Source organism: Leisingera sp. ABM4_060 (assembly GCF_056158765.1).
The window spans coordinates 3864451-3887447 of sequence record NZ_JBSWTX010000001.1 but is presented as its reverse complement, the minus strand read 5'-3'; the positions used below and the strand labels follow the sequence as shown (position 1 = coordinate 3887447).

General features: G+C 63.2%; 22 protein-coding genes. 17 read left to right on the top strand and 5 right to left on the bottom strand.

Features of this window, described 5'->3' with window-relative positions:
- A complete protein-coding gene (locus ACXAEH_RS18735; protein WP_475034906.1) occupies positions 1 to 792 on the top strand; it encodes an enoyl-ACP reductase FabI in 792 nt (263 codons plus the stop codon).
- A gap of 102 nt (positions 793 to 894) precedes the next feature.
- On the opposite strand, the gene ACXAEH_RS18730 is transcribed toward ACXAEH_RS18735, so the two are convergent.
- Complete coding sequence (locus tag ACXAEH_RS18730) at positions 895 to 1272, bottom strand: VOC family protein (RefSeq protein WP_475034905.1); 378 nt, start codon at positions 1270 to 1272, stop codon at positions 895 to 897.
- Positions 1273 to 1452: 180 nt separating this feature from the next.
- Here ACXAEH_RS18730 and ACXAEH_RS18725 point away from each other — a divergent pair, with 180 nt between their 5' ends.
- Positions 1453 to 1860: a winged helix-turn-helix transcriptional regulator gene (locus tag ACXAEH_RS18725; RefSeq protein ID WP_475034903.1), complete on the top strand. Its 408-nt coding sequence runs from the start codon at positions 1453 to 1455 to the stop codon at positions 1858 to 1860.
- Positions 1861 to 1948: 88 nt separating this feature from the next.
- Here the strand turns inward: ACXAEH_RS18725 and ACXAEH_RS18720 are convergent, their stop codons facing one another.
- Entirely contained in the window at positions 1949 to 2419 is a 471-nt protein-coding gene (locus ACXAEH_RS18720; protein ID WP_475034901.1) for an FKBP-type peptidyl-prolyl cis-trans isomerase, read from the bottom strand.
- A 138-nt stretch (positions 2420 to 2557) separates the two neighbouring features.
- Here ACXAEH_RS18720 and ACXAEH_RS18715 point away from each other — a divergent pair, with 138 nt between their 5' ends.
- From ACXAEH_RS18715 to ACXAEH_RS18655, 13 genes are all read left to right on the top strand, one after another.
- Positions 2558 to 3244, top strand: a complete 687-nt coding sequence (locus ACXAEH_RS18715) for a haloacid dehalogenase type II (protein ID WP_475034899.1) — start codon at positions 2558 to 2560, stop codon at positions 3242 to 3244.
- A gap of 8 nt (positions 3245 to 3252) precedes the next feature.
- Complete coding sequence (locus ACXAEH_RS18710; protein WP_475034897.1) at positions 3253 to 4083, top strand: alpha/beta fold hydrolase; 831 nt, start codon at positions 3253 to 3255, stop codon at positions 4081 to 4083.
- Positions 4080 to 5057, top strand: coding sequence for a threonine ammonia-lyase (locus tag ACXAEH_RS18705; RefSeq protein WP_475034896.1), 978 nt, complete (start codon positions 4080 to 4082; stop codon positions 5055 to 5057). The genes ACXAEH_RS18710 and ACXAEH_RS18705 overlap by 4 nt, the downstream gene beginning before the upstream one ends.
- A 45-nt stretch (positions 5058 to 5102) precedes the next feature.
- Positions 5103 to 6299 carry an endonuclease/exonuclease/phosphatase family protein gene (locus ACXAEH_RS18700; protein WP_475034895.1) on the top strand — a complete coding sequence of 399 codons (1197 nt, stop codon included), beginning with the start codon at positions 5103 to 5105 and terminating at the stop codon, positions 6297 to 6299.
- 133 nt (positions 6300 to 6432) lie between these two features.
- On the top strand, positions 6433 to 7224 hold the full coding sequence (gene pcaD / locus ACXAEH_RS18695) for a 3-oxoadipate enol-lactonase (RefSeq protein WP_475034893.1): 792 nt from the start codon (positions 6433 to 6435) through the stop codon (positions 7222 to 7224).
- A complete protein-coding gene (locus ACXAEH_RS18690; RefSeq protein WP_475034892.1) occupies positions 7217 to 7927 on the top strand; it encodes an alpha/beta fold hydrolase in 711 nt (236 codons plus the stop codon). Before pcaD ends, ACXAEH_RS18690 begins: the two co-directional genes overlap by 8 nt.
- A complete protein-coding gene (locus ACXAEH_RS18685) occupies positions 7927 to 9264 on the top strand; it encodes a class-II fumarase/aspartase family protein (RefSeq protein ID WP_475034891.1) in 1338 nt (445 codons plus the stop codon). The genes ACXAEH_RS18690 and ACXAEH_RS18685 overlap by 1 nt, the downstream gene beginning before the upstream one ends.
- A 108-nt stretch (positions 9265 to 9372) precedes the next feature.
- Positions 9373 to 10536 carry a TCR/Tet family MFS transporter gene (locus ACXAEH_RS18680; RefSeq protein WP_475035627.1) on the top strand — a complete coding sequence of 388 codons (1164 nt, stop codon included), beginning with the start codon at positions 9373 to 9375 and terminating at the stop codon, positions 10534 to 10536.
- An 80-nt stretch (positions 10537 to 10616) separates the two neighbouring features.
- Entirely contained in the window at positions 10617 to 11705 is a 1089-nt protein-coding gene (locus ACXAEH_RS18675) for a Zn-dependent alcohol dehydrogenase (protein WP_475034889.1), read from the top strand.
- A 24-nt stretch (positions 11706 to 11729) separates the two neighbouring features.
- Positions 11730 to 12098, top strand: coding sequence for a hypothetical protein (locus tag ACXAEH_RS18670; RefSeq protein ID WP_475034888.1), 369 nt, complete (start codon positions 11730 to 11732; stop codon positions 12096 to 12098).
- 3 nt (positions 12099 to 12101) lie between these two features.
- Complete coding sequence (locus ACXAEH_RS18665; RefSeq protein ID WP_475034887.1) at positions 12102 to 13334, top strand: mandelate racemase/muconate lactonizing enzyme family protein; 1233 nt, start codon at positions 12102 to 12104, stop codon at positions 13332 to 13334.
- Positions 13335 to 13456: 122 nt separating this feature from the next.
- The gene (locus ACXAEH_RS18660) at positions 13457 to 13738 is read left to right on the top strand and encodes an ArsR/SmtB family transcription factor (RefSeq protein ID WP_475035625.1); all 282 of its coding nucleotides are present in this window, start codon (positions 13457 to 13459) and stop codon (positions 13736 to 13738) included.
- Positions 13739 to 13772: 34 nt separating this feature from the next.
- A complete protein-coding gene (locus tag ACXAEH_RS18655) occupies positions 13773 to 14273 on the top strand; it encodes a GNAT family N-acetyltransferase (RefSeq protein WP_475034886.1) in 501 nt (166 codons plus the stop codon).
- A gap of 89 nt (positions 14274 to 14362) precedes the next feature.
- On the opposite strand, the gene ACXAEH_RS18650 is transcribed toward ACXAEH_RS18655, so the two are convergent.
- Complete coding sequence (locus ACXAEH_RS18650) at positions 14363 to 15211, bottom strand: fumarylacetoacetate hydrolase family protein (RefSeq protein ID WP_475034884.1); 849 nt, start codon at positions 15209 to 15211, stop codon at positions 14363 to 14365.
- Positions 15212 to 15240: 29 nt separating this feature from the next.
- On the bottom strand, positions 15241 to 18237 hold the full coding sequence (locus tag ACXAEH_RS18645; protein WP_475034883.1) for an ABC transporter transmembrane domain-containing protein: 2997 nt from the start codon (positions 18235 to 18237) through the stop codon (positions 15241 to 15243).
- Positions 18238 to 18453: 216 nt separating this feature from the next.
- Between ACXAEH_RS18645 and ACXAEH_RS18640 the strand changes: the two genes are divergently transcribed.
- Positions 18454 to 18846 carry a DUF3307 domain-containing protein gene (locus tag ACXAEH_RS18640; protein WP_475034881.1) on the top strand — a complete coding sequence of 131 codons (393 nt, stop codon included), beginning with the start codon at positions 18454 to 18456 and terminating at the stop codon, positions 18844 to 18846.
- 121 nt (positions 18847 to 18967) lie between these two features.
- Here the strand turns inward: ACXAEH_RS18640 and ACXAEH_RS18635 are convergent, their stop codons facing one another.
- Positions 18968 to 19426 carry an Lrp/AsnC family transcriptional regulator gene (locus ACXAEH_RS18635; RefSeq protein WP_475034880.1) on the bottom strand — a complete coding sequence of 153 codons (459 nt, stop codon included), beginning with the start codon at positions 19424 to 19426 and terminating at the stop codon, positions 18968 to 18970.
- 148 nt (positions 19427 to 19574) lie between these two features.
- Between ACXAEH_RS18635 and ACXAEH_RS18630 the strand changes: the two genes are divergently transcribed.
- Complete coding sequence (locus ACXAEH_RS18630; protein ID WP_475034879.1) at positions 19575 to 22997, top strand: indolepyruvate ferredoxin oxidoreductase family protein; 3423 nt, start codon at positions 19575 to 19577, stop codon at positions 22995 to 22997.

Below are 22997 nucleotides of genomic sequence, written 5' to 3'. Positions count from 1 at the left end.
ATGGCGGGACTGCTGACAGGCAAACGCGGCCTGATTATGGGCGTTGCCAATGACCGCTCCATCGCGTGGGGCATTGCCAAGGCAATGGCGGAGGCCGGGGCCGAGCTGGCCTTTACCTACCAGGGCGAGGCCTTTGGCAAGCGGCTGGAGCCGCTGGCACAGAGCGTCGGCTCGGACTTCATGGTCGATGTGGATGTGACCGATGACGCCTCGCTGGATGCGGCTTTTGAACAGCTGGCAGGCCGCTGGCCGTCAATTGATTTCGTGGTGCACGCAATTGCCTATTCGGACAAGTCCGAGCTGACCGGGCGCTTCCTGGATACCACGCGTGCGAACTTCAAAAACTCGCTGGATATTTCGGCCTATTCCTTCATCGAAGTGGCGCGCCGCGCCCATCCGCTGATGAAAGAGAACGGCGGCACCCTGCTGACCCTGACTTATCAAGGCTCAAACCAGGTGGTTCCGAACTACAACGTGATGGGCGTGGCCAAGGCGGCGCTGGAATCGGCAACCCGCTACCTGGCCAATGATCTGGGCCCGGAAGGCATCCGCGTGAACGCCATTTCGCCCGGCCCGATGAAGACCCTGGCCGGCGCGGCCATTGGCGGGGCCCGCAAGACCTTCAAGCACACCGACCAGAACGCGCCGCTGCGCTCCAATGCAACGCTGGAAGCGGTTGGCGGCACTGCGGTCTATCTGGCGTCAGACGCCGGCGCCTGCACCACCGGCGAGATCATCCGGGTGGACGGCGGCTTCCACGTGCTGGGCATGCCGCAGCCGGATCACCTGTGATTTCCGGCATATGCTGAACAGCAAAGGGCACCCTGGCGGGTGCCCTTTTTCGTTTCCGCAGCAGTGGCTTGCGTAAAGCAGACCGGCCGCAGCTGCCACAGATCATGCGGCTCCCGTCAGGTCCTCTGCCAGCATGAATGCGTTGCCGTCCGGGTCATAGAAGGTCGCTGTCTTGACCATGCCCTCGATGACTTCTGTCTCACCGTCAAAGGCGACCTGCGCCTGTTCCAGTTTGCGGCGGGCGTCATCAATATCTGCGATGCCGAAAACCGGCACGCAGTTTCCCGGGGACGGCTGCACCTGTTCACCCAACCCAAGGGTCACACCCGCGGTCCGGGTCTGAACCTCTGACCAGCCTGCCTCATCCGCATGATAAAGGAGCGGGAAGCCAAGCAGGTCCTCAAACCACTTGGCACTGGCGTGCCGGTCCTTGACCGAAAGAGCGATCGTGATGGTGTCTTCAAGCGAAATGAGTGCCATAGTCTTTCACCTTGTCTGAAAATATACTAACTATATTTTATGGACATAAATATGCTTGTCAACATCACCTCCAGAGCCTGGGCACTGCCCATTCTTGCAAATCTGCATGAGGGGGTTCCGGGACGGCAGGCAGCTTTGCTGACCGCCACAGGTGCAGGCAGGACAGCCTTTGCCCACAGCATGGAGCATCTGATTGAGATCGGCTTGATGGAACGGAACCCCGGACATGGGCATCCGCTGCGGCCGGAATTCCGGTTGACCCGGCTGGGCATCAAAGCCGCGGCCCTCGCCAGCAAAGTGCAGGGCGCGGCAGGTGCCGAAGGTCACGGTCTGCTGCGCCGCTCCTGGACCGTGCCGGTGCTGGCGTCGCTGCAATCCCCAAGCCATTTCAACGAGATCAAGCGGCGCTTGCTGACGATCTCGGACCGTGCCCTGTCGCAATCCCTGAAGTCCATGGAAGAGCGGCATTGGGTGCATCGCGGTGTGAGCGAAGCCTCGCGCCCGCCGCGGTCTATCTACAGTGCCATCAGTACAGGCAGCACCATCAGCGGCATTGCCGGGGCCGTAATAAGCGCCTCTCAAACGTGACCGAAGGTGCCGGGCCCATCCGCCGGGACGGCTTGCGGTGATTGTGCGGGGACGGAATCAGCGCCCCCACAGCCTTGTTCAGCGGTGATCAGCAGCAGCCGCAGCTGCCCTCTTCCTTGTCTGCAGCTGGTGCGTTGACCGAGACCAGCTCGATATCAAAAACCAGATCCTTGCCTGCGAGGAAATGATTGGCGTCCAGGGTTACGGTCTCGTCGCTGACTTCAACCACGGTAACCGGAAGCACATGGCCATCAGGGCTCTGCATCTGCAGCTGGGTGCCCAGCTCCAGCGGAATGTCGGCGGGAATGCCTTCGCGCGGGATTTCCTGGCGCGCGGCGGGATTGATCGGGCCATAAGCCTCGGCACAGGGGATTTCGAGAACCTTCTTCTCGCCCACGGCCATGCCGTCAATGCCTGCGTCCATGCCAGCGATCACTTGCCCGGCGCCCACGGTGAATTCCAAAGGGTCGCGCCCCTCAGAACTGTCAAAAACGGTGCCGTCCGTCAGCTTGCCGGTGTAATGGATGCGCACGGTGTCGCCGCTCTTGACCTCGGTCATGGGATCTCCTGTCCAGATGAGGGTTATCAAAGCCGCGCAGCCTAAGGCGTGACGCTGCGATGTAAACCCGTCAGGGGTACAATTATCCGCTTTGCCTGCCCTGCCCTTCGTGCAACTCTCCCGCCAGGGGAGGACACCATGCCGATCACCACTTGCATTTTTGACGCCTACGGAACCCTGTTCGATGTTGCGGCAGCGGCGCGCCAGGCCGCAAGTGAACCGGAATTTCCGCATTTGCAGGACAATTGGGCAGAGCTTGCCAGCCATTGGCGGCTGAAACAGCTGCAATACACCTGGCTGCGCGCAATCACCCTGGCCCACGCGGATTTCTGGGATGTGACTCAGGACGGGCTCGACTGGGCAATGGAAGCCACGGGACTGGCCGGCGACGCCGCCCTGCGCCAGCGGCTGCTGGATCTTTACTGGGAGCTGCAGGCCTACCCGGAAGTGCCTGCGATGCTGAAAGCGCTGAAAGATGCAGGGCTGAACACCGCCATCCTGTCCAATGGCTCGCCCGCGATGCTGGATGGTGCGGTTCAGTCTGCCGGGCTGGTCAATGTGCTGGACGATGTGCTGTCGGTGGAAAGTGTCGGTATTTTCAAGCCCGATGCCCGCGTCTATGATCTGGTTGGCAAGCGGTTTGGCTGCGCCAATGAAGAGGTTCTGTTTGTCTCCTCCAACGGCTGGGATGCGGCAGGGGCTGCGGGTTACGGCTTTGTTACCGCCTGGGTAAACCGCTCAGGTGAGCCGGTGGACCGGCTGCCCTGGAAACCGGCGCATATTCTGCCGGATCTGATCACCATTCCCGATCTCGCCAAGGGCTGAGCACGCCAATGCCATTCTTTCAAACCTCTGACGGGTTGAACCTGTTCTATGCGGACCGCGGCGAGGGTCTGCCGCTGTTGTGCCTGGCCGGCCTCACGCGGGACAGCCGGGATTTCCGCTACTTTGCCCCGCATGCCGCACGGTACCGGATGATCACACTGGATGCCCGGGGGCGCGGTCAGTCGGACCATGACCCTGGGTTCATGAACTACAATGTGATGCGCGAGGCGCAGGATGTGCTGGAGCTGCTGGACCATCTGGGCCTGGATCAAGCCGCCATCCTCGGCACATCCCGCGGCGGGCTGGTGGCGATGACGCTGGCCGCCACGTCCAAGCACCGGCTGTCCGCAGTGATCCTGAACGACATCGGTCCGGAAATCGCTGCAGGCGGCATCACTCGCATCATGGAGTATGTGGGCCGCCGGCAGGCTGCGAAAACCTATGCACAGGCCGCGGAGACTTTGAATGCTGTGATGTCCCCGGCCTTCCCGGATGTACCGATGGCGCGCTGGCTGGAAGAGGTTCAGACGTTTTACAGTCAGGAGGCAGAGGGCCTGTCCCTGAACTATGATCCGCACTTGCGTGACGCACTTCTGGCCCAGGCCGAGGCGGGCCCGGCGCCGGACCTGTGGCCGCTGTTTCTGGCCTTGAGCGGCCTGCCCTGCGGCGTGATCCGCGGTGCAAACTCGGATCTTCTGAGCCAGGAAACCTTCCTGGACATGCAGCGCCGCTTGCCCGGAGCTCAGACCGCGGAGATTGCCGACCGCGGACATGTGCCGTTTCTGGACGAGCCAGAGGCACTTGCCCTCATCCATTCCGTACTGGAGCAGATCCAATGACCTCGATTGCCATGATCGAAGCGGCCGCAGAGCGGCTCAAGGGCCATGCACGGATAACGCCGCTGCTGTCCTCGCCGTTTCTGGACGAGATTGCCGGACGCCGCCTGTTCGTGAAGGCGGAATGCCTGCAGCATACCGGGTCTTTCAAGTTCCGCGGCGGCTGGTCGGCGGTCTCTGCGTTGCAGGAAGACCACCGCCAGCGCGGTGTCATCGCCTATTCCAGCGGCAACCATGCCCAGGGTGTGGCTGCGGCAGCCAAGGCGCATGGTGCGCCTGCGGTAATCGTGATGCCAGCCGACGCGCCGCAATTGAAGATCCAGAACACCCGCGACTTGGGCGCCGAAGTGGTGCTTTATGACCGCGCCGGCGGGGAAAGCCGTGAAGCGGTTGGCGCTCAGTATGCGGAGGAACGCGGGCTGACTCTGATAAAACCCTATGATGAGCCCCTGGTCATCGCCGGCCAGGGCACCTGCGGGTTGGAGATCGCGGAACAGGCCGGCGCCGCGGGCGCCACACAGGCAGATGTGCTGGTGAACTGCGGTGGCGGCGGGCTGTCCTCGGGCATTGCACTGGCGCTGGAGGCCCGCGCGCCGGGCTTGCGGGTGCGCCCGGTGGAGCCGCAGGGGTTCGATGATGTGACCCGGTCGCTGGAAACTGGAGAGGTGCAGCAGAACTCCAGCCAGTCCGGCTCCATCTGCGACGCCATCCTGACGCCGCAGCCGGGCGAGATCACCTTTCCCATCCTCAAGCGCCTGTGCGGGCAGGGCATCGTGATTACCGAGGATGAGGCGTTGCAGGCTATGGGGCTGGCCTTCCTGCGGCTCAAGATTGTGCTGGAACCCGGCGGCGCGGCCTCGCTGGCAGCGGCGCTGTTCCATGCGGACCAGATCAAGGGCGATGCGGTGATTGCGGTCGCCACTGGCGGCAATGTGGATGCAGAGCTGTTCCGGGAGGCACTCTCGCGCTATGCTTGAACCCTGAGCGCACGATTTGCCGTGCGCCACTCAGGGGGACACGTCATGACACGTTTCACCATCGCCTCGTTCAACGTGAAGAATCTGATCGGGCCGGAGCGGGAGTATTACCGGTTCCAAAGCTACACGCCCGAGGAATACGCTTGGAAGGCCGATTGGATGGCCGACCAGCTGCTGACGCTGAACGCGGATATCGTCGGCTTTCAGGAAATCTTCGAGGAGGCGCCGCTGCGCCAGGTGATCGCCGAGGCCGACCGGCGCGGGGCGGAGGCCAATGAGGCCAGCATCCCGGACCCTTCCAAACGCTATCACCGCAAGGCGATTTTCCAGAAACTCGCCTATGGATCCTATGCCGAGGCCGAGATGGCCTTTGCCCCGAACCTCAACGACACCGGCGAGCCGGGCAAGCGGCGGCCCGGGCTGGCAGTGCTCTCGCGGTTCGGGTTTGAAGGCGAGCCGGAGGTGATCCAGGATCTGGAACAGCCCTTGGACATCCCGATGGCGTGCCTGGGAGAGGAAGAGGATGCCGGCTTTTATACCCTGCGGCGCCTGTCGCGCCCGGTCCTCAAGGTGCGGGTGCCGGTTGGGGATCAGGTAATTACCATCTTCAACTGCCATCTGAAGTCCAAACTGGGCGAGTTCATCAAGCCGCAGGGCGCATCTTACCCGCCTGAAACCGTGATGACCGCCTATGACGCAGCGGGCCGGGCAATGGGGGCCTTGCGGGCTGCGCTCAGGCGGATGGGCGAAGCCTGGGTGCTGCGGCGCGCGGTGCTCGACGAGCTGGAGCAGGGCCGCCCGGTGATGGTGATGGGCGATTTCAATGACGGCGAACATGCGGTCAGCAGCGAAATCATCTCGGGCGAAACACCGTTCAAGAACTACGCCTGGATGCTGCGCCATGATGCCCAGCACCCGGGCGACCGCTACAGCGAGGCGGAAGACACGCAGATCCGCGAGGCGATCGACCGGGTGCGGCTGCGCTCGGCCGAAAAGATGTTCCTGAAGAAGTCCCTGCGCGATGTGGTCTACACCACCGCCTTTGGCGGCGTGCATGAAAGCATCGACCAGATTTACATGTCGCGCCATTTCGACCCGGCCTGGGAAGGCGCGGTTGGGGAGATGCTGTACTACAGCGTCTTCAACGATCACCTGACTGACGGCAGCCATCCTGAGGCGCCCTACAACAAGCTGGCTTCCGATCACGGACAGATCATGGCCCATATGGCGCTGCGCGGCTGAGGCGCGCCGGAAAAATGCAATTTTTCCGGCCAATTTTCTTTCTCAAGAAAATTCCTCCGCCTGCGGCTGGCGGCTGGTTTACCTCTCTGCCCTGGCGCAGGTAGACTGCGGCGGAACAATCACGGGGCTTTCCATGCAGACCGCAGACCTGGGCGATGTCCAGCTTCACTACCGCATCGACGGGGATCCGGACGGCGCGCCGCTTGTTTTTGCAAACTCTTTGGGCACCGATTTGAGCGTCTGGGACGCAGTGGTGGAACGGCTGCCGGCAGGCCTGCGCATCATTCGCTATGACAAGCGCGGGCACGGGCTGTCCTCCTGCCCGCCTGCCCCCTATTCCATGGGGGCGCTGGTGCGGGACGCTGAGCGGCTGCTGGACCTGCTTGATGTGCGCGACAGCGTCTTCGTGGGGCTGTCAATCGGCGGCATGATTGCGCAGGGGCTGGCGGTGAAGCGGCTGGATCAGATCCGGGCGCTGGTACTGTCGAACACCGCGGCCAAGATCGGCACAGCGCAGATGTGGCAAGAGCGGGTCCAGACAGTGCAGGACTGCGGCATCGAAACGCTGGCGGATGCGGTGATGGAGCGCTGGTTCCCCAAGCGGTTCCGTGCCACGCCGGAGCTGCAGCACTGGCGGGAGATGCTGGTGCAACAGTCCCGCGACGGCTATGCCGGCTGCTGTGCAGCGATTGCCGGCACCGATTTTTACACGCCGACAAGCGGTTTGCGGCTGCCCTGCCTGGGTATTGCCGGCAGCGAAGACGGCTCCACTCCGCCCGACCTGGTGCGCGAGACGGTGGAGCTGATCCCCGGCAGCCGGTTCCAGCTGATACGACGCGCAGGCCATATTCCCTGCGTCGAACAGCCGGATGAATTTGCGCAGCATCTGACTGCCTTCTTGCGGGAGACCGGGCACATTGGCTGAGATCCTTCTGGTCCACGGCTCCTGCCACGGGGCCTGGTGCTGGCGCGACGTGCTTCCCGCGCTGGAGGCACATGGCCATGCCGCCCGCACCGCCACATTGCCAGGGCACAACGATGGGCGCGACCCTGCAAGCGTGACGCTGGAAGAGACTGCCGCAGCAGTTCTGGTGGCCTCCACTCCCGAAACCATTGTCCTGGGGCACTCCTGGGGCGGCTTCCCGATCTCGGCAGCGGCCGAAGCTGATCCCGGCAGAATGCGCGGGCTGATCTACCTGTGCGCCTATCTGCCGGTTAACGGCATGTCCTTGATTGATATGCGCAAGGCCGGGCCGCGGCAGACATTGGCTGGCGCCACCCGGAAAAATGCGGCAAGCACCGGCTACCGCCTGCTGCCGGAGACCGCGCCGGAACTGTTTTACCATGACTGCCCGGCAGAGGCCGTGCGCTTTGCCATGAAAAACCTCTGCGAGCAGCCAATTCCGCCGCAGGACACGCCGATCCGCCTGTCGGAACGGTTCGCCAGCGTTCCCAAAGCTTATATCCGCTGCACCGATGACCGGGTGATCCCGCCGGAATACCAGGCACAGATGGCAGCCTCCCTTCCGCCGCGGCGGGTGCACAGCATGAACACATCCCATTCGCCCTTCTTTGCCGGACCCGAAGGTCTTGCAGAGCTGATCGGGCACATTGAAAAGGACTTCTGATGGCGGGTTCCGTCTTTGACAGCCAGGTGTATGGCGATCTTTTCAACAGCGGCGAGGCCAGCCGTCTGTTTTCCGACAGCGCCGAGGTGCGTGCCATGCTGCTGGTGGAAGGCGCCTTGGCCAAGGCACAGGGCGAGGCGGGGATAATTCCGCAGGAGAGCGCGGTCGCCATTGGCCGTGCGGTGGTGGAAATCGCTGTCGACCCGGGCGTGCTGAAGCGGCCTGCGGCGCAAAACGGCGTGCCAGTGCCAGGATTAGTCGCGGCGTTCTGCGAGGAGATGAAGGCGCCGGAACATGCACAGTTTGTGCATTGGGGCGCCACTTCGCAGGACATCATGGACAGCGCGCTGATGCTGCGGCTGCGGCAGGCGCTGGCGCTGGTGGAGGCGGATGTGAAAGCAGCGGTGCAGGCGCTTGGCAAACTGGCCAAGACACATGCAGAACTGCCGATGCCCGCCCGCACCTATGGCCAGCATGCCACTCCCACCAGCTTTGGCGCGGTGATGGCGGGCTGGGGCACACCGTTGCTGAACCTGCTGGAAGAGCTGCCTGCCTTGCGGCAATCCTGCCTCATGGTTTCGCTGTCTGGTGCAGCAGGCACGTCCTCCGCATTGGGGGCCAAGGCTGCAGAAGTCCGCGCTGCCATGGCCAAGGGCCTGGCACTGCAGGATCCAGGGTGCAGCTGGCACACGGACCGCACGCCCGTCTTGCGGCTTGCGGACTGGCTGATGCGGGTGACGCTGGCCTTTGGCAAGATCGGCGAAGACTGCACCGCTCTGGTTCAGACCGGCATTCAGGAAATTTCGCTGGGCGGAGCGGGAGCCTCCTCCACCATGCCGCAGAAACGGAACCCGGTTTCACCCTCTGTGCTGGCGGCGCTGGCGCGGCAGGGCAGTGGCTTGTTTGCTGTGCTGCAAAGTGCCGCGATCCAACAGCACCAGCGCGACGGTGCCGCCTGGTTCACTGAGTGGATGTGCCTGCCGCAAATCGTTCTGGGTGCGGCAAGTTCGGCCCGAACGGGCAAGGCGCTTTGCTTTGGGCTTGAGCCGGACGCGGAAACCATGGCGGCGGCACTATCCTGCGGGCTCGGCATGATCCATGCTGAGGCGTTGAGCTTTGCCCTCGCCGCACAGATGCCGCGGCCGGATGCGCAGGCGGCGGTGAAAGCTCTGTGCCGGGAGGCCGGGGCTGCGCGAACTCCCCTCCAGGAGCTTGTGAACCGGGACTACCCGGAACTGGACACGGCAGCTCTGTTTGACCCGGCGCAGCAGATGGGGCGTGCCCCGTGGGAAGCCTTGCAGTTTGCAAGAAAGACAGAAGAACTCGGGCGCGAATAAGAACCGCTGAAGGGAAACGGCTTGCCCGGGGCATCCGCAAACCAGAGAGGAAGTTCCGGGGCCGGCCGCTTTAACCGGCTGTCGCTGATCTTTGTGCTGGCGACTGTGATGATTGATGCCATGGGCATTGGCCTCATCATGCCGGTAATGCCAGGCCTGATAACCGAGGTGCAGGGCGGCTCACTGGCCCAGGCAGCAGTCTGGGGCGGCATTCTCAGCACTGTGTTTGCGGTGATGCAGTTTTTGTTCAGCCCGGTCCTGGGCAGCCTGTCCGACGCGGTGGGACGCAGGCCGGTTTTGCTAGTGTCACTTTTTGTGATGGCGCTGGATTATCTGATCATGGCGGTGGCGGGCACCATGTGGCTGCTGCTTCTGGGCCGCGTGCTAGGCGGCATCACCGCCGCCACCCATTCCACCGCCGGCGCCTATATCGCCGACATCTCGCCGCCGGAGAAGAAAGCCGCAAACTTCGGCCTCTTGGGTGCGGCCTTTGGCGCGGGCTTTGTTCTGGGGCCGCTGATGGGCGGGCTGCTGGGAGAGCTGGGCACGCGGGCACCCTTTTATGCCGCGGCGGTGCTTGTGCTGCTGAATTTTGCCCTTGGCTGGTTTGTGATGGGCGAAACCGTTCGCGAGAAGAACCGGCGTCCGTTCGAGTGGCGCCGTGCCAACCCTTTTGGGGCCTTCCGCGCGGTCGGCCGCATTCCGGGTATCAAGGCGCTGTTGTGGGTCTATTTCCTCTATTCTGTGGCGATCTATGTTTACCCGGCTGTCTGGTCATATTTCACGCTGGAACGCTTCGACTGGCAGCCGCAGGTGATCGGCCTTTCACTGGCGATCTACGGCATCTCCATGGCTTTGGTGCAGGGCTGGCTGCTGCGCTACACGGTGGTCTGGTTTGGCGAACGGCGCACGGTGGTCTGGGGTCAGGTCTTCGACTTCATCGCCTTTGGCATTCTGGCCTTCATCTCTAGCGGAGTGCTGGCGATGATGCTGATCCCGGTCTCGGCATTGGGAGCCGTGGTGCAGCCTGCGCTGCAGGGAATGATGGCGCAGGCAGTGGAGGACAATCAGCAGGGGGAGCTGCAAGGGGTGCTGACCGCCGTCAACGCGCTGGCGATGATTCTGTCGCCGCTGATGATGACGGCGGTGTTTGCCCGGTTCACCGCAGAGGGCGCGCCTGTCTACCTGCCCGGCGCGCCGTTCCTGCTGGCACTGCTGCTGATGGCCATAGGCTGTGCGGTGTTTCTGCGCAGCAAATCTCCCGTAGCGTAAAACCGCCCTGCCGCTGCCGCATACCGGCTTGATACGGTCCTGCCTCCACGCCACGCTGCTGGAAAACGGGGAGAGAGATCATGCAAACCATCAAAGCCGCCGTCTGCCACGAATTCGGCACTCCGCTGGTGATCGAGGAGGTGCAGCTGGCCGCGCCCGGCATGGGTGAGGTTGAGGTGACTTTGGACGCGGTTGCCATCTGCCACAGCGACATCTCCTATGCCGAAGGCGCCTGGGGCGGCCATCTGCCAGCGGTCTACGGGCATGAGGCGGCCGGGGTAATTACCGGCATTGGCGACGGTGTTCTGGGCTTTGCCGAGGGCAATTCCGTCGTGGTCACCCTGATCCGCAGTTGCGGCACCTGCCCCTCCTGCGCGGGCGGCAAGCCCACCATCTGCGAAACACCTCATGACACTGTGAACGGGCCGTTGATGACCGTTGACGGCCAGCCATTGGACCAGGCCATGGCCTGCGGTGCCTTTGCCGAAAAGGTCGTGGTGGACCAGCGCCAGATCGTGAAGATCCCTTCGGACATGGCCAAGGACGCGGCTGCATTGGTCTCCTGCGGGGTGATCACCGGCGTCGGCGCGGTGGTGAACGCGGCGCAATTGCGCGCGGGCCAGGACGTGGTGGTTATCGGAGCTGGAGGGGTTGGCCTCAACGCCATCCAGGGCGCCCGCATCGCCGGCGCCCGCCGCATTGTCGCGGTGGACATAAGCCCGGAAAAACTGGAGATCGCCAAGGAGTTCGGCGCCACCCATGGTGTGCTCGCCACCGAGGAAAAGCCCTGGAAGGCGGCCTATAAGGCGCTTGGCGGACGCGGCGCGGATGCAGTGCTGGTCACCGTCGGTGCCATCCCCGCCTACGACCAGGCCCCCCGCTACCTGGCCCGCGGCGGCAAAGCGGTGCTGATCGGCATGCCGCATTCCGGCGCCAAGGCGAGCTATGAACCGGTAGTACTGGCGGCTGTCGGCCAGGGGCTCATTGGCTCCAAGATGGGCGATGTGGTGATCCAGCGCGATATCCCGTGGATGGTGGATCTCTACCGCCAGGGCCGCTTGAAGCTGGATGAGCTGATCTCGGGCCGCTGGCCGCTGGAGCAGATCAACGAGGCGATTGCCGACACCAAGACTGGCAGTGCCAAACGCAATGTGATTGTGTTCCGCTGACTCTATCCTAGCGGAGCGCAGGACATGCTGAAATTCCTGACCGACCTGTTCAAACCCGAAGCGCCCAAGGCGCAGCCGATCACCTCGGAAACCTCGATGAGTTTTGCCAGCATCGAGGTCGGCCCTTTCCTGACGCGGCTGGCCAATAATCCGCGTTTCGGCCTGCCCGCCAATTTTGCGGCCTCCATTGCCGATGAGGTGCCCGGCATGGCCCGGGACGCCAGCCGCCGCTGGAAGATCGACGGCGGATTTGGCGGGGCACCCGCCGCGCTGGAGATCGCAGTCTTCATGAACGGAGACGCAGAGCCCGACCTCACTTTCTTCAGCAGCCAGGCCGCCATCGAAGAGATCGAGCGCGAACTGACCGCCTTTGCCGAGGCGATGGAGGGGTAAGCCATGAAGCTGCAAGACCTTGACGTCATCGTCACCGCGCCCCCGCCCCCCGGCTGGGGCGGGCGTTACTGGATCCTGGTGAAAGTGACCACCAACACCGGCATCACCGGCTGGGGCGAATGCTATGCCTCCTCGGTCGGTCCAGAGGCGATGACCCATGTGATCCGCGATGTGTTTGAGCGGCACATGGCGGGCGAAAACCCGGAGAACATCGAACTGATGTTCCGCCGCGCCTATTCCTCGGGCTTTACCCAGCGCCCCGACTTGACGGTGATGGGCGCGTTTTCCGGGCTCGAGATTGCCTGCTGGGACATCCTCGGCAAGGACCGCGGCCGTCCGGTGCATGCACTGATTGGTGGCCGGATGAATGATCGCATCCGCGCCTACACTTACCTCTACCCGCTGCCGCATCAGGACATCATGGATTTCTGGACTTCGCCCGAAATGGCGGCCGAGGCGGCGCAAAAACGAGTCGAGGAAGGCTACACAGCGCTGAAATTCGACCCGGCCGGTCCCTATACGCTGCGCGGCGGCCACATGCCCGCCATGTCCGATATTTCCCTGTCCGTGGCTTTTTGCAAAGCAATCCGCGAGGCGGTGGGCGGCAAGGCCGACCTGCTGTTCGGCACCCACGGCCAGTTCAGCACAGCCGGAGCCATCCGCCTGGGCCAGGCCCTGGAGCCCTATGCACCGCTCTGGTTCGAGGAACCCACGCCGCCCGACAATATCGAAGACATGGCCCGCGTCGCCCGCAACGTGCGCATCCCCGTGGCCACCGGCGAGCGGATGACCACTAAATCCGAATTCGCCGCCGTACTGCGTGCGGGCTCTGCCGAGATCCTGCAGCCCGCCTTGGGACGTGCCGGGGGCATCTGGGAGATGAAAAAGGTCGCCGCCATCGCAGAGGTCTTCAACGCGCAGATGGCACCGCATCTTTACGCCGGGCCGGTGGAATGGGCTGCAAACATTCATCTGGCGGCTTCGATTCCCAACATTCTGCTGCTGGAGACCATCGAGACCCCGTTTCATGACCAGCTGATCAAAGGCACGATCCGGGTCGAAAACGGTTTTGTCACCCCGCCCGGGACACCCGGTCTCGGCATCGACGTGGACGAGGATCTCGCACGTGCCCATCCGTTCACGGGCAGCGACCTGCACCTCAACATGCAAGAGGCCCCCTGCAACTATGCGGGCGGGAATGCTTTTGCCGGTGGCTCGCCGCCCATCGTGGAGTGATGCTGCAACTCCGGGGTGACTTGACGCAGCGAAAGCTGCAATATGCGGCAGAAGACAAGCCAGGACGCCGCAAATTGCCCTCACAAACCCGCGCCCCCATCCCGCCGGAGACGCCCCAGGACATGCAGGAACGCGCCGCTGCGGCCGCCGCCTTCCTGAAAACACTCGCACATGAAGGGCGGCTGATGATCCTTTGCCACCTCTGTGCCGGGGAACGGTCGGTGGGGGAGCTGGAGGCGCTCTTGAACATGCGCCAGGCGGCGGTGAGCCAGATGCTGGCGCGGCTGCGGGAGGACGGGCTGGTCGCCACCAGGCGGGAAGGGAAGACGATCTACTACTCGCTTAAGGACCGCAATACCGAAGAGATCATCGCGCTGCTTTACAAGCAATTCTGCGGCAGCTGAGCCTGGATCCGAAAGCACCAGCAGGAAAGCCCGCATGCGCTCACCGCCCACGATCGAGACCAAACGGCTGCTGCTGCGTCCGCAAGCAGCGGCGGATTGGGAACAGTACCGGGACATGATGCAGTCGGAGCGGTCGCGTTACATGGGCGGCCCTTTTTCCTTGCCCGGGGCCTGGGGCCTGTTCTGCCATGACTTGGCCCAATGGCAGCTGTTTGGCCACGGCGAGCTGATGCTGGAATGCCGCCGGACCGGGCGGTGCCTGGGCCAGGTCGGCATCAACGCAGGCCCGCTGTTTCCCGAGCGGGAGCTGGGCTGGCTGGTCTATCCTGAAGCCGAAGGCCAAGGCTACGCCCAGGAGGCGGCCCTTGCGCTGCGCGACTGGGCATTCGGCACGGCAGGTTTCGCAACCCTGGTCAGCTATATCACCCTGGGGAACACCCGGTCGCAGCGGCTGGCGGAACGGCTGGGCGCCGTGCCCGACCCTCAAGCCGCCCGCCAGGATCCCGGCGATCTGGTCTACCGCCATTTGCCGTGACGTCCCGCGCTGCGCGGAAGCGCAGCGCCACACCCAACTGGGCCGGTGCATTCTGTGAATGCGCCGGAACGGGCGGGAGCCCCCGCCGTCTAACTGTCTGCCCGCACAGTCTGTGTCTGCACACCCAAGCCTTCGATCTCCAGCCGCATTTCATCGCCCGGCCTCAGGTAGACCGGCTCCGGCTTGACCCCCATGCCGACGCCCGGCGGGGTGCCGGTGGCAATCACGTCGCCCGGATGCAGCGTCATCAGCTGGCTCAGATGCGAGATGATCTGCGCCACTGTGAACACCATGGTGCCAGTGCGGCCGCTTTGCCGCCGCTCGCCGTTCACATCGCAGGTGAGCCACAGGTCTTGCGGGTCCGCCACCTCGTCGCGGGTCACCAGCCAGGGGCCGATGGGACCGAAGGTGTCGCAGCTTTTGCCCTTGGTCCATTGCCCGGCAAGCTTGGTTTGGTAATCACGCTCGGAGATATCGTTGATCACGCAATAGCCCGCCACATGGCTCAGCGCCTCCGCCTCGCTGACGTATTTCGCAGCCGTGCCGATCACCACCCCCAGCTCCACTTCCCAATCGGCGGCAACAGAGCCGCGCGGCAGGATCACGTCGTCATTGGCACCGCTCATCGAAGAGGTGGCCTTCAGGAACAGAATCGGATGTTCTGGCAGGGCAAGACCCATCTCTTCGGCGTGGTCAGTGTAGTTGAGACCGATGCCGAGGAACTTTCCTGCCTGTCCCACACAGGGCGCCAGATCGGCAGGCCCGTCCACCAGCGGCAGCGCCCCGGCATCCAGTTCCGCCAGCCGCGCCAGCGTTCCGTCATCCAGCACCGCGCCGGTGATATCCGGCACATGCACCGACAAGTCCCGGATCCGGCCGCCCGCGTCCAGCAAGCCCGGCCGCACCTCTCCTTCCGCGCGGTATCGCAGCAGTTTCATGTCTCATTTTCCTGTTCTTGATTATCCACTCAGTTGGAAACGTAGCCCGCCACCACCTGCAGCAGTTTGAAGGCAGTCGAGGCGTCATTTTCGACCACCGCAAGGAACTCCTCCTCGCCAATACGCAGGCAATTCAGATCCGTGGCCGCAATCATGCTCAGCGCCCGCGGCTCATGGCGGATCAGCCCCAGCTCGCCCACCAGCCGTCCGGGCCCCACCGTGGCAATCAGCCGGTCCTCGGCACCGTCCTGCGGCAGATACAGGCCAGCCTCGCCCTCCAGGATCATATAGGCACCGTCAGTGGCCTCATCGTCCTTGAGGAACACCACCTCGCCCGCCTTGGCGTCATACCAGCGCGCACCAAAGGCCAGGAGACGCAGCTGGCGGCGATTGAGGCCAGAGAATAGTTCGGTCTGTTCAAGCGCCCGCAGCTTGCGCGCCAGATCCTGGCTGGCCGCCCCGTCCCCTGCCGCCGCGGCCTGAGCCTCGTCGCTGACCAGCCGTCCCTGGCGCAGTTCAAAATAGGCGTCAAACACATCCGGGCTTTGGAAAGCAGGCGCCAGATAGACAAGCGTGGTCTCCGGCAGCAGCTTGCGCAGGTTCTTATGCACCGCCACCCGCGTTTCCAGATCATAGCTTGCCATCGCGGAATCGAGGACCAGAACATCCGGCCGCTTGATAGTTGCGCGGCAGAATGCCAGCGGTTCGGCAAAACTGGCCGCCAGCCCCTGACCGCCAACTGCAATCGGCATGTCAAAAATCAGCTCCACCACCTGATCGCGCAGGCCTGCCTGCACCATCAGCTCGGACACCAGCTTGCGCACCTCGTCGCCCTTGGCGCCTGAGGCATCCGAGATCTTGCCGAACAAGGCGTTTTCCAGAACCGTCAGGCTGGGCGCGAAACGATCACCGGAGAAAGGCACAAATCCTGCGCCCAGCGCCTTGCGCAAGCTCTGCCCGTGGCTGCGGCGGAAGCCAAGGATGCGCTCCTTCATGCCGTCTTCAAAGGCCGGGCCGATCTGCTCGGCGGAAATGGTGAAGGGCACGATCAGCAGCCGTGCCAGCTCTTCGCGGCTCAAGGCTGCCGGATCGGTTTCACCCGGTTTATCGACAAGTGCAAGCGCCGCTTCATAGGCTTCGATGTCCAAGCCAAGCTTGCGGAACAGCGGATGGCCGGTGCCATCCATGCCAAAGATCTGACGCAGCATCTCGACCACGTCGCGGGTCAGGGCCACCAGGCCTTCATCCAGTCCCAGCTGCTTGAGCTGGTCGAGGAAGTCGGCATGGCCGTGCAGCACCTCGCCCGTCATGGCCTCTTGCGAGGCCGCGAACAGCAGGTTTTCCGCCACCGGCAGCGCCGGGTTATAGCTTTCGGCCTCCAGGAAATGCACATGGGCGTCCAGTCCGGCATCCTGCAGCGCCTGCCGCACCGCCGGACGCAGCTCAACAAGCTGCTGCGCCAGTTCCGCATGGGCCGGAGCATCAAAAACCTGCTCAATGCCGCGGCGGAACAGGGCCGTATCCGAGCCGATCCCCTCGACCAGTTTCAGCCACCAGCCCCGCAGTTCCGCCTCGCTGGTGAACCCTGCAAGTTGCGGGTCAAGCCAAGGCACATCGAAGGGGTCCGGGCTGTTGCCTGCTTTCTTGGCAATCTCCAGCTTCTGCCTGTCCTGCGGTTCGCCAATCGGGCGCAGCCGCATCGGCATCATCACATTGTCGCCAAAGGAACCCTGAAACAGCACCGGCCGCGACGTGGCATAGCCGATCCGCGCTGCAACTGTGGCCTGATGCAGTCCGCTGAGGTTCTGCTCTGCCACCGTCACCGTGCCTGCCGCCGGCAGGATTTCCCGGGTCAGCAGCTCCGCCAGGGCCCGCCTGTCTTCCTCCGACGGCGCCGCGATGCCGATCACCTGACCGGCAGGGAAGGTTGCGCTGAGGTCTTCCAGCACCAGGTTGCCGTCGGTATCGCGCACATTGACCGAATTCAGCACCACGTCGCCCTTGAGCCGTCCCAGCTCCGCGGGCGCACCCCGCATCAGAGATTCGTCCACCATGCCCTGCGGCGCAAACCGTTCCAGGATCACCTCCCAGCGCAGGGACATGTCCTGGGTCTGGTTGTAATAGGCCAGCAATTCCTTCCAGGGCGACGCCAGGTCCTTGTAGGCCGCCAATGCCGCCACCAGCGCCCCCAGAGAGACCTTGCCCTGCAGCACCAGGAAGCCGCCGACTGCATAGAAGAAGAACGGTGTCAGCTGGGTGATGAAGTTGTTGAGAAACTTCATGAAGAACTTTTTCTGATAGATCTCGAAGCGGATGTCATAGAGCCGCCCCAGCCGGTCGGTGATCACCGCCATCCGGTAGCGCCAGCCGCCATTGATCCTGAGCGTCGAGGCCCCCGCCGCGCTTTCGCCGATCTCGGTTGCCAGCGCCCGCACCTGTTTGATGCGCTTCTTGTTCAAGAGGTTGATCTGGCGCTGCAGCTTGGGAATCAGCCAGCCTTGCAGCGGGATCAGGGCAATTGCTGCAAGCCCGAACCAGACGCTTTGCAGAAACAGGAAGAACAGGATTGTCAGCATTTGCCCCGCCTGTAGCACCGGCTGGCTGACCGCATCCCCCATCAGCCCGCCCATCGGTTCCGACTCGGAGGTGACCATCGACACCAGTTCACCCTGGCTGACGCGCTCGAAATAGGGCTGCGGAAAGCGCAGCACCCGGGCAATCAGCTGATAGCGGAACCGGCGCAGCATGCGCTCGGCCAGCACGCCCTTCATGGTATTGATGCGCATCTTCAGCAGGCCGTGGCACAGCACCGACAACAGGAAACCGCCGCAGAGAATCCACAGGAAGGTCAGCTGATCGAAACTCTGCCCCAGCACCGCGATGGTGGAGGTCTCCGAGCCAATCGCATCATTGATGATCCGCTTGGGCAGCTCCAGCGTCAGATAGAGCAGCGGGAAAAGGCAGGCCGTGACCAGCAGCAGCACCAACTGGTCGCGTTTTGAGTATTTCCAGATGAAACGGAACAAAGAGCGTTCGATGGGAAGGCTCCATAAATAGCTGCTTCGGATATGGGCTGCCTCATGGGTAGCGCGGTTTGCCCTGGACAGGCAATGGGCAGAAACCTGCCCTGCCCCGCCCGGTCCCTCCCAGTCCCGTTGCGGCACCCTGCCGGCACGGCATTTGCCAGGCGGCGAAAAATCCGTAAGGTTCCAGCGAAGTACACTTGCTGGAGGTCATACGGTTTGCCTGAATATGTCGGTTCCGTCCTGCTGCTGCTCTGCGCCCTGCAGATCAAGCATCTGTTTGCCGACTTCTTTCTGCAAACGCCGAAAATGCTGTCCGGCCGCTGCGCTTATGTGCATATGGGACGCGCCCAGCATGCCGGCGTGCATGTTATCGGCTCGGCCATCGTGTTTGCCTTGTTCGGTGCGCCGGTGATGTTCATCCTGGTGCTGGCGGTGCTGGAATGGATCGTCCATTTCCACATCGACTTCGGCAAGGCGCGCTATTCCGAAGTGAAACAGCTGAACCCGCAGCAAGCCCGGTTCTGGCAGGCGATGGGCTCCGACCAGGCGCTGCACCAGCTCACCTATCTCGCCATGGCCTGGGCCTGGGTCAAATACGCCGCTATGTGAGGCGGCGGCTGGGGGCCGGCCCCAGAGCCCCGGAGTATTTTCAGCAAAGAAGAAGCACAGAGGTTCCGCTCCCTTCTTCTTTGACCATAAACTCCCCGCCGCAACCCGGCAGACGCAGCGTTTAGGGAACAACGGGCCTGTCCCGTTTGATCGTGCGCAGCACCACATTGGTCTGAGCACTGGCCACGGCCGGCAGACGGAACAGGAAATCCTCCAGGAACCGGTTATAGGCTTCCAGGTCAGGTGCCAGCACCCGCAGGTGGTAATCGGCCTGGCCAGTGGTTGCGTAGCATTCCTGCACCAGAGGGCTGGTCTCCACCGCGCGGATGAACTCCACCAGCTTGTCCGGGTCGTGGCGGGTCAGATGCACATGCACCAATGCCTGGAACCCCAGCCCCATCGCAGGCGCATTCACCACCGCCCCGTAACGTTCGATGATACCCGCCTCCTCCAGCGCCCGCACCCGGCGCCATAGAGCAGAGGCGGACATGCCCACAGCCTCGGCCAGATCGGCATTCGAGATACGGGAATCCTCCTGCAGCAGGGTCAGTATGCGGCGGTCGCGGTCGTCGATCTTCATGACTTCGGTCCAGGCTTTCAGAATTCGGTGTCATTGCGGTCAACCTAACCATAAATCTCCGCAAAACCAGCAACAGTGGCAAATCTTTTCAGGCTTTGAGGATTATTCTTCCGGCAAACATGGATTTGCGCGCAAGGACTCCCCCGCGATGACCAAGCTGAGCCACGACTTTCGCAGCTACAAGCTCGACGACCGCTACGACATGACCAAGGGCCGGGTGTTCCTGACCGGCACCCAGGCCTTGGCCCGGATCATGCTGGACCAGGCCCGGCGCGACCGGGAGGGCGGGCTGAATACCGCAGGCTTTGTCTCCGGCTACCGCGGCTCGCCGCTGGGGGGCGTCGATCTGGAATTCTGGCGCGCCAAGGATCGGATGCAGGCGAACCGGGTCAAATTCATGCCCGCCGTCAACGAAGACCTTGGCGCCACCGCGGTCTTGGGCGCTCAGCAGGCGGTGCTGGATCCGCATTGCGAAGTCGAGGGCGTGTTTTCCATGTGGTACGGCAAGGGGCCCGGAGTGGACCGTTCCGGCGACGCGCTGAAGCATGGCAACGCCTATGGGTCTTCGGAAAAGGGCGGCGTGCTGGTGGTGGCGGGCGATGACCACGGCTGCGTCAGCTCTTCGATGCCGCATCAGTCCGACGCAGCATTCCTGGCCTGGTTCATGCCGGTGCTGAATCCGGCGGATGTGTCGGAGTACCTGACCTTCGGCGAATACGGCTTTGCCCTGTCACGCTTCTCAGGCACCTGGGTGGGGTTCAAGGCGGTGTCGGAGACCGTGGAAAGCGCGCGCTCGGTTGAGCTGCGCCCGGACCGCAAATTCATCTACCCGGAGCTGCCGGACTATCCCGGCGGGCTGCATATCCGCCGGGCCGATCTGCCCTCGCCCGAAATCGAGACCCGCATCCATGCCAAGCTGGACGCGGTGCGCGCCTTTGCCGAGGCCAATCCGATAGACCGCCGGATCTATGACATTAAGGAGGCGCGCTTTGGCTTTGTCTCTACCGGCAAGGGCCATCTGGACCTGATGGAGGCGCTGCGGCTGCTGGGGCTGGATGAGGCCGCCTGCCGCCGCTTGGGGATCGACATCTACAAGGTCGGCATGGTCTGGCCACTGGACCGGACAGATGCGCTGAAATTCGTGAAGGGCAAGCAGGAGGTGCTGGTTGTCGAGGAGAAGCGCGGCATCATCGAAAGTCAATTCAAGGAGAACTTCTATGACTGGCCCGGCAGCAAGCCGGAAAAGATGGTTGGAAAATACGACAGCCAGGGCAAGCCGCTGATCCCCTGGACCGGAGAGCTGAGCCCGCTGCTGCTGGCCCCCATCGTGGCGGCGCGGCTGGACAAGTTCTTCCCGGAGGAAAATCTGCCCGCCAAGGCCGCCGCCCTATCCGCCGAACCGCCGAAGGTGCTGAACGTGCCCGGCGCCACCCGAACCCCCTATTTCTGCTCCGGCTGCCCGCATAATTCCTCGACCAAGCTGCCAGAGGGGTCTAAGGCGTTCTCCGGCATCGGCTGCCATGTGATGGCCAGCTGGATGGACCGCGAAACCGCAGGCTATGCGCAGATGGGCGGCGAAGGAGTGCCCTGGACGGTGGCCTCGCAGTTCAACGGAAACAAGCATGTGTTCCAGAACCTCGGCGAAGGCACCTGGTACCACTCGGGCTCCTTGGCGATCCGCCAGGCGGTCGCGGCCGGCACCAACATAACCTACAAGATCCTCTATAACGATGCCGTTGCGATGACCGGCGGGCAGCCGGTGGACGGGCCGGTTTCGGTGCATGGAATCGCCCAGACCTGCCGCGCCGAGGGGGTGGAGCGGATCGCCCTGGTCTCGGACGACATCGGCAAGTTCATTTATGGCGATTTTCCGCGCGGAACGACTTTCCACAACCGCGCCGAACTGGACACCGTGCAGCGGGAGTTGCGTGAAATCCCCGGTGTTACCGTGCTGATCTACGAGCAGACCTGCGCCACCGAAAAACGCCGCCGCCGCAAGCGCGGCAAGATAGAAGACCCCAAGCGCTTTGCCTTCATCAATGATCTGGTCTGCGAAGGCTGCGGCGACTGCTCAGTGGAAAGCAACTGCCTGAGCGTCGAGCCGAAAGAAACACCCTTTGGCCGCAAGCGTAAGATCAACCTGTCCAGCTGCAACAAGGACTTCTCCTGCCTGAACGGCTTTTGTCCCAGCTTTGTCACTGTCGAAGGCGCAACCCGGCGCAAGAAACAACCCGCCGGGGTGGATGCTGCCCAGCTGACCGCCAAGCTGCCTGCCCCCGAACTGCCATCTCTCACTGAGCCGTTCGACCTGCTGGTCACCGGGGTCGGCGGCACCGGCGTGGTCACCGTTGGGGCGCTGATCACCATGGCCGCACATCTGGAGGGCAAGGGCGCCAGCGTGCTGGACTTCACTGGCTTCGCCCAGAAATTCGGCACAGTGCTGAGCTATATCCGCCTGTCCAAGGATCCGGACACCCTGAACCAGGTGCGCATCGGTCAGGGCGGCGCCGATGCTGTCATCGGCTGCGATGTCGTGGTGAGCTCGGCACCCAAAGCCTCGGTGCACTACCGCCACGGCACCAAAGTGGTGCTGAACCGGGCCGAAATGCCTACCGGCGACCTGGTACTGCGCCGCGATGCCGATTTGATGGCAGGCGTACGGGAGCAAACAATTGCCCAGGCTGTAGGGCCGCAAAACCTTGCGGGGTTCAATGCCAATGAAGCCGCTGAAAAGATGCTGGGCGACGCGGTGCTGGCCAATGTGATGATGCTGGGCTTTGCCTGGCAAAAGGGGCTGGTGCCGGTCAGCGCTGGCGCATTGGACCAGGCGATCGAGCTAAACGGGGTCGCGGTAGAAAAGAACCGCCTCGCCTTTGCTATAGGCAGGGCGATGGCCGCGGATCCGCATCTGGTTGCGGGCCACTACGAGGAGAAGTCGGAAAGAGAAGAAACTCTGGACGCCCTGATCGAACGGCGCGCCACTTTCCTCACCGGCTATCAAAACATGGCCTATGCCGGCCGCTATACCTCCGCTCTAAAGCGCTTCCGGGAAACGCTGCCGGATGTTGCCCGGGAAGAGCTGACCCGGGCTGCCGCGAAGTCACTGTTCAAACTGATGGCCTATAAGGACGAGTTCGAGGTCGCGCGCTTGCTGACCAGCGAAGCTTTCCGGCACCAGCTGCAGGATGAGTTCGAGGGGGACTTCAGCGTCAAATACCACCTCGCACCGCCGCTTTTGAACTGGAAAAAAGATGCGCGGGGGCGTCCCGCCAAACGGGCCTTTGGCGCCTGGTTGCGGCCTGCGATGAACCTGCTGGCAAAAGGAAAGGGCCTGCGCGGCTCTGCCTTCAACCCCTTTGGCTACCACGAAGAAGCCCGGCTGCACCGGAGTTTGCTGGCGTGGTTTGAGACGACATTGGACACCGTGGCAGACCAGTACAGCGCGAAAATCCACAACGCCTGCCTGAAGATCTTGCAGACGCCGATGGAGATCCGCGGCTACGGTCCGGTGCGAATGGAGGCAGCGCGGGAAGTGCGGGCCAATACTGAGGAACTGCTCGCCAGTCTCTAG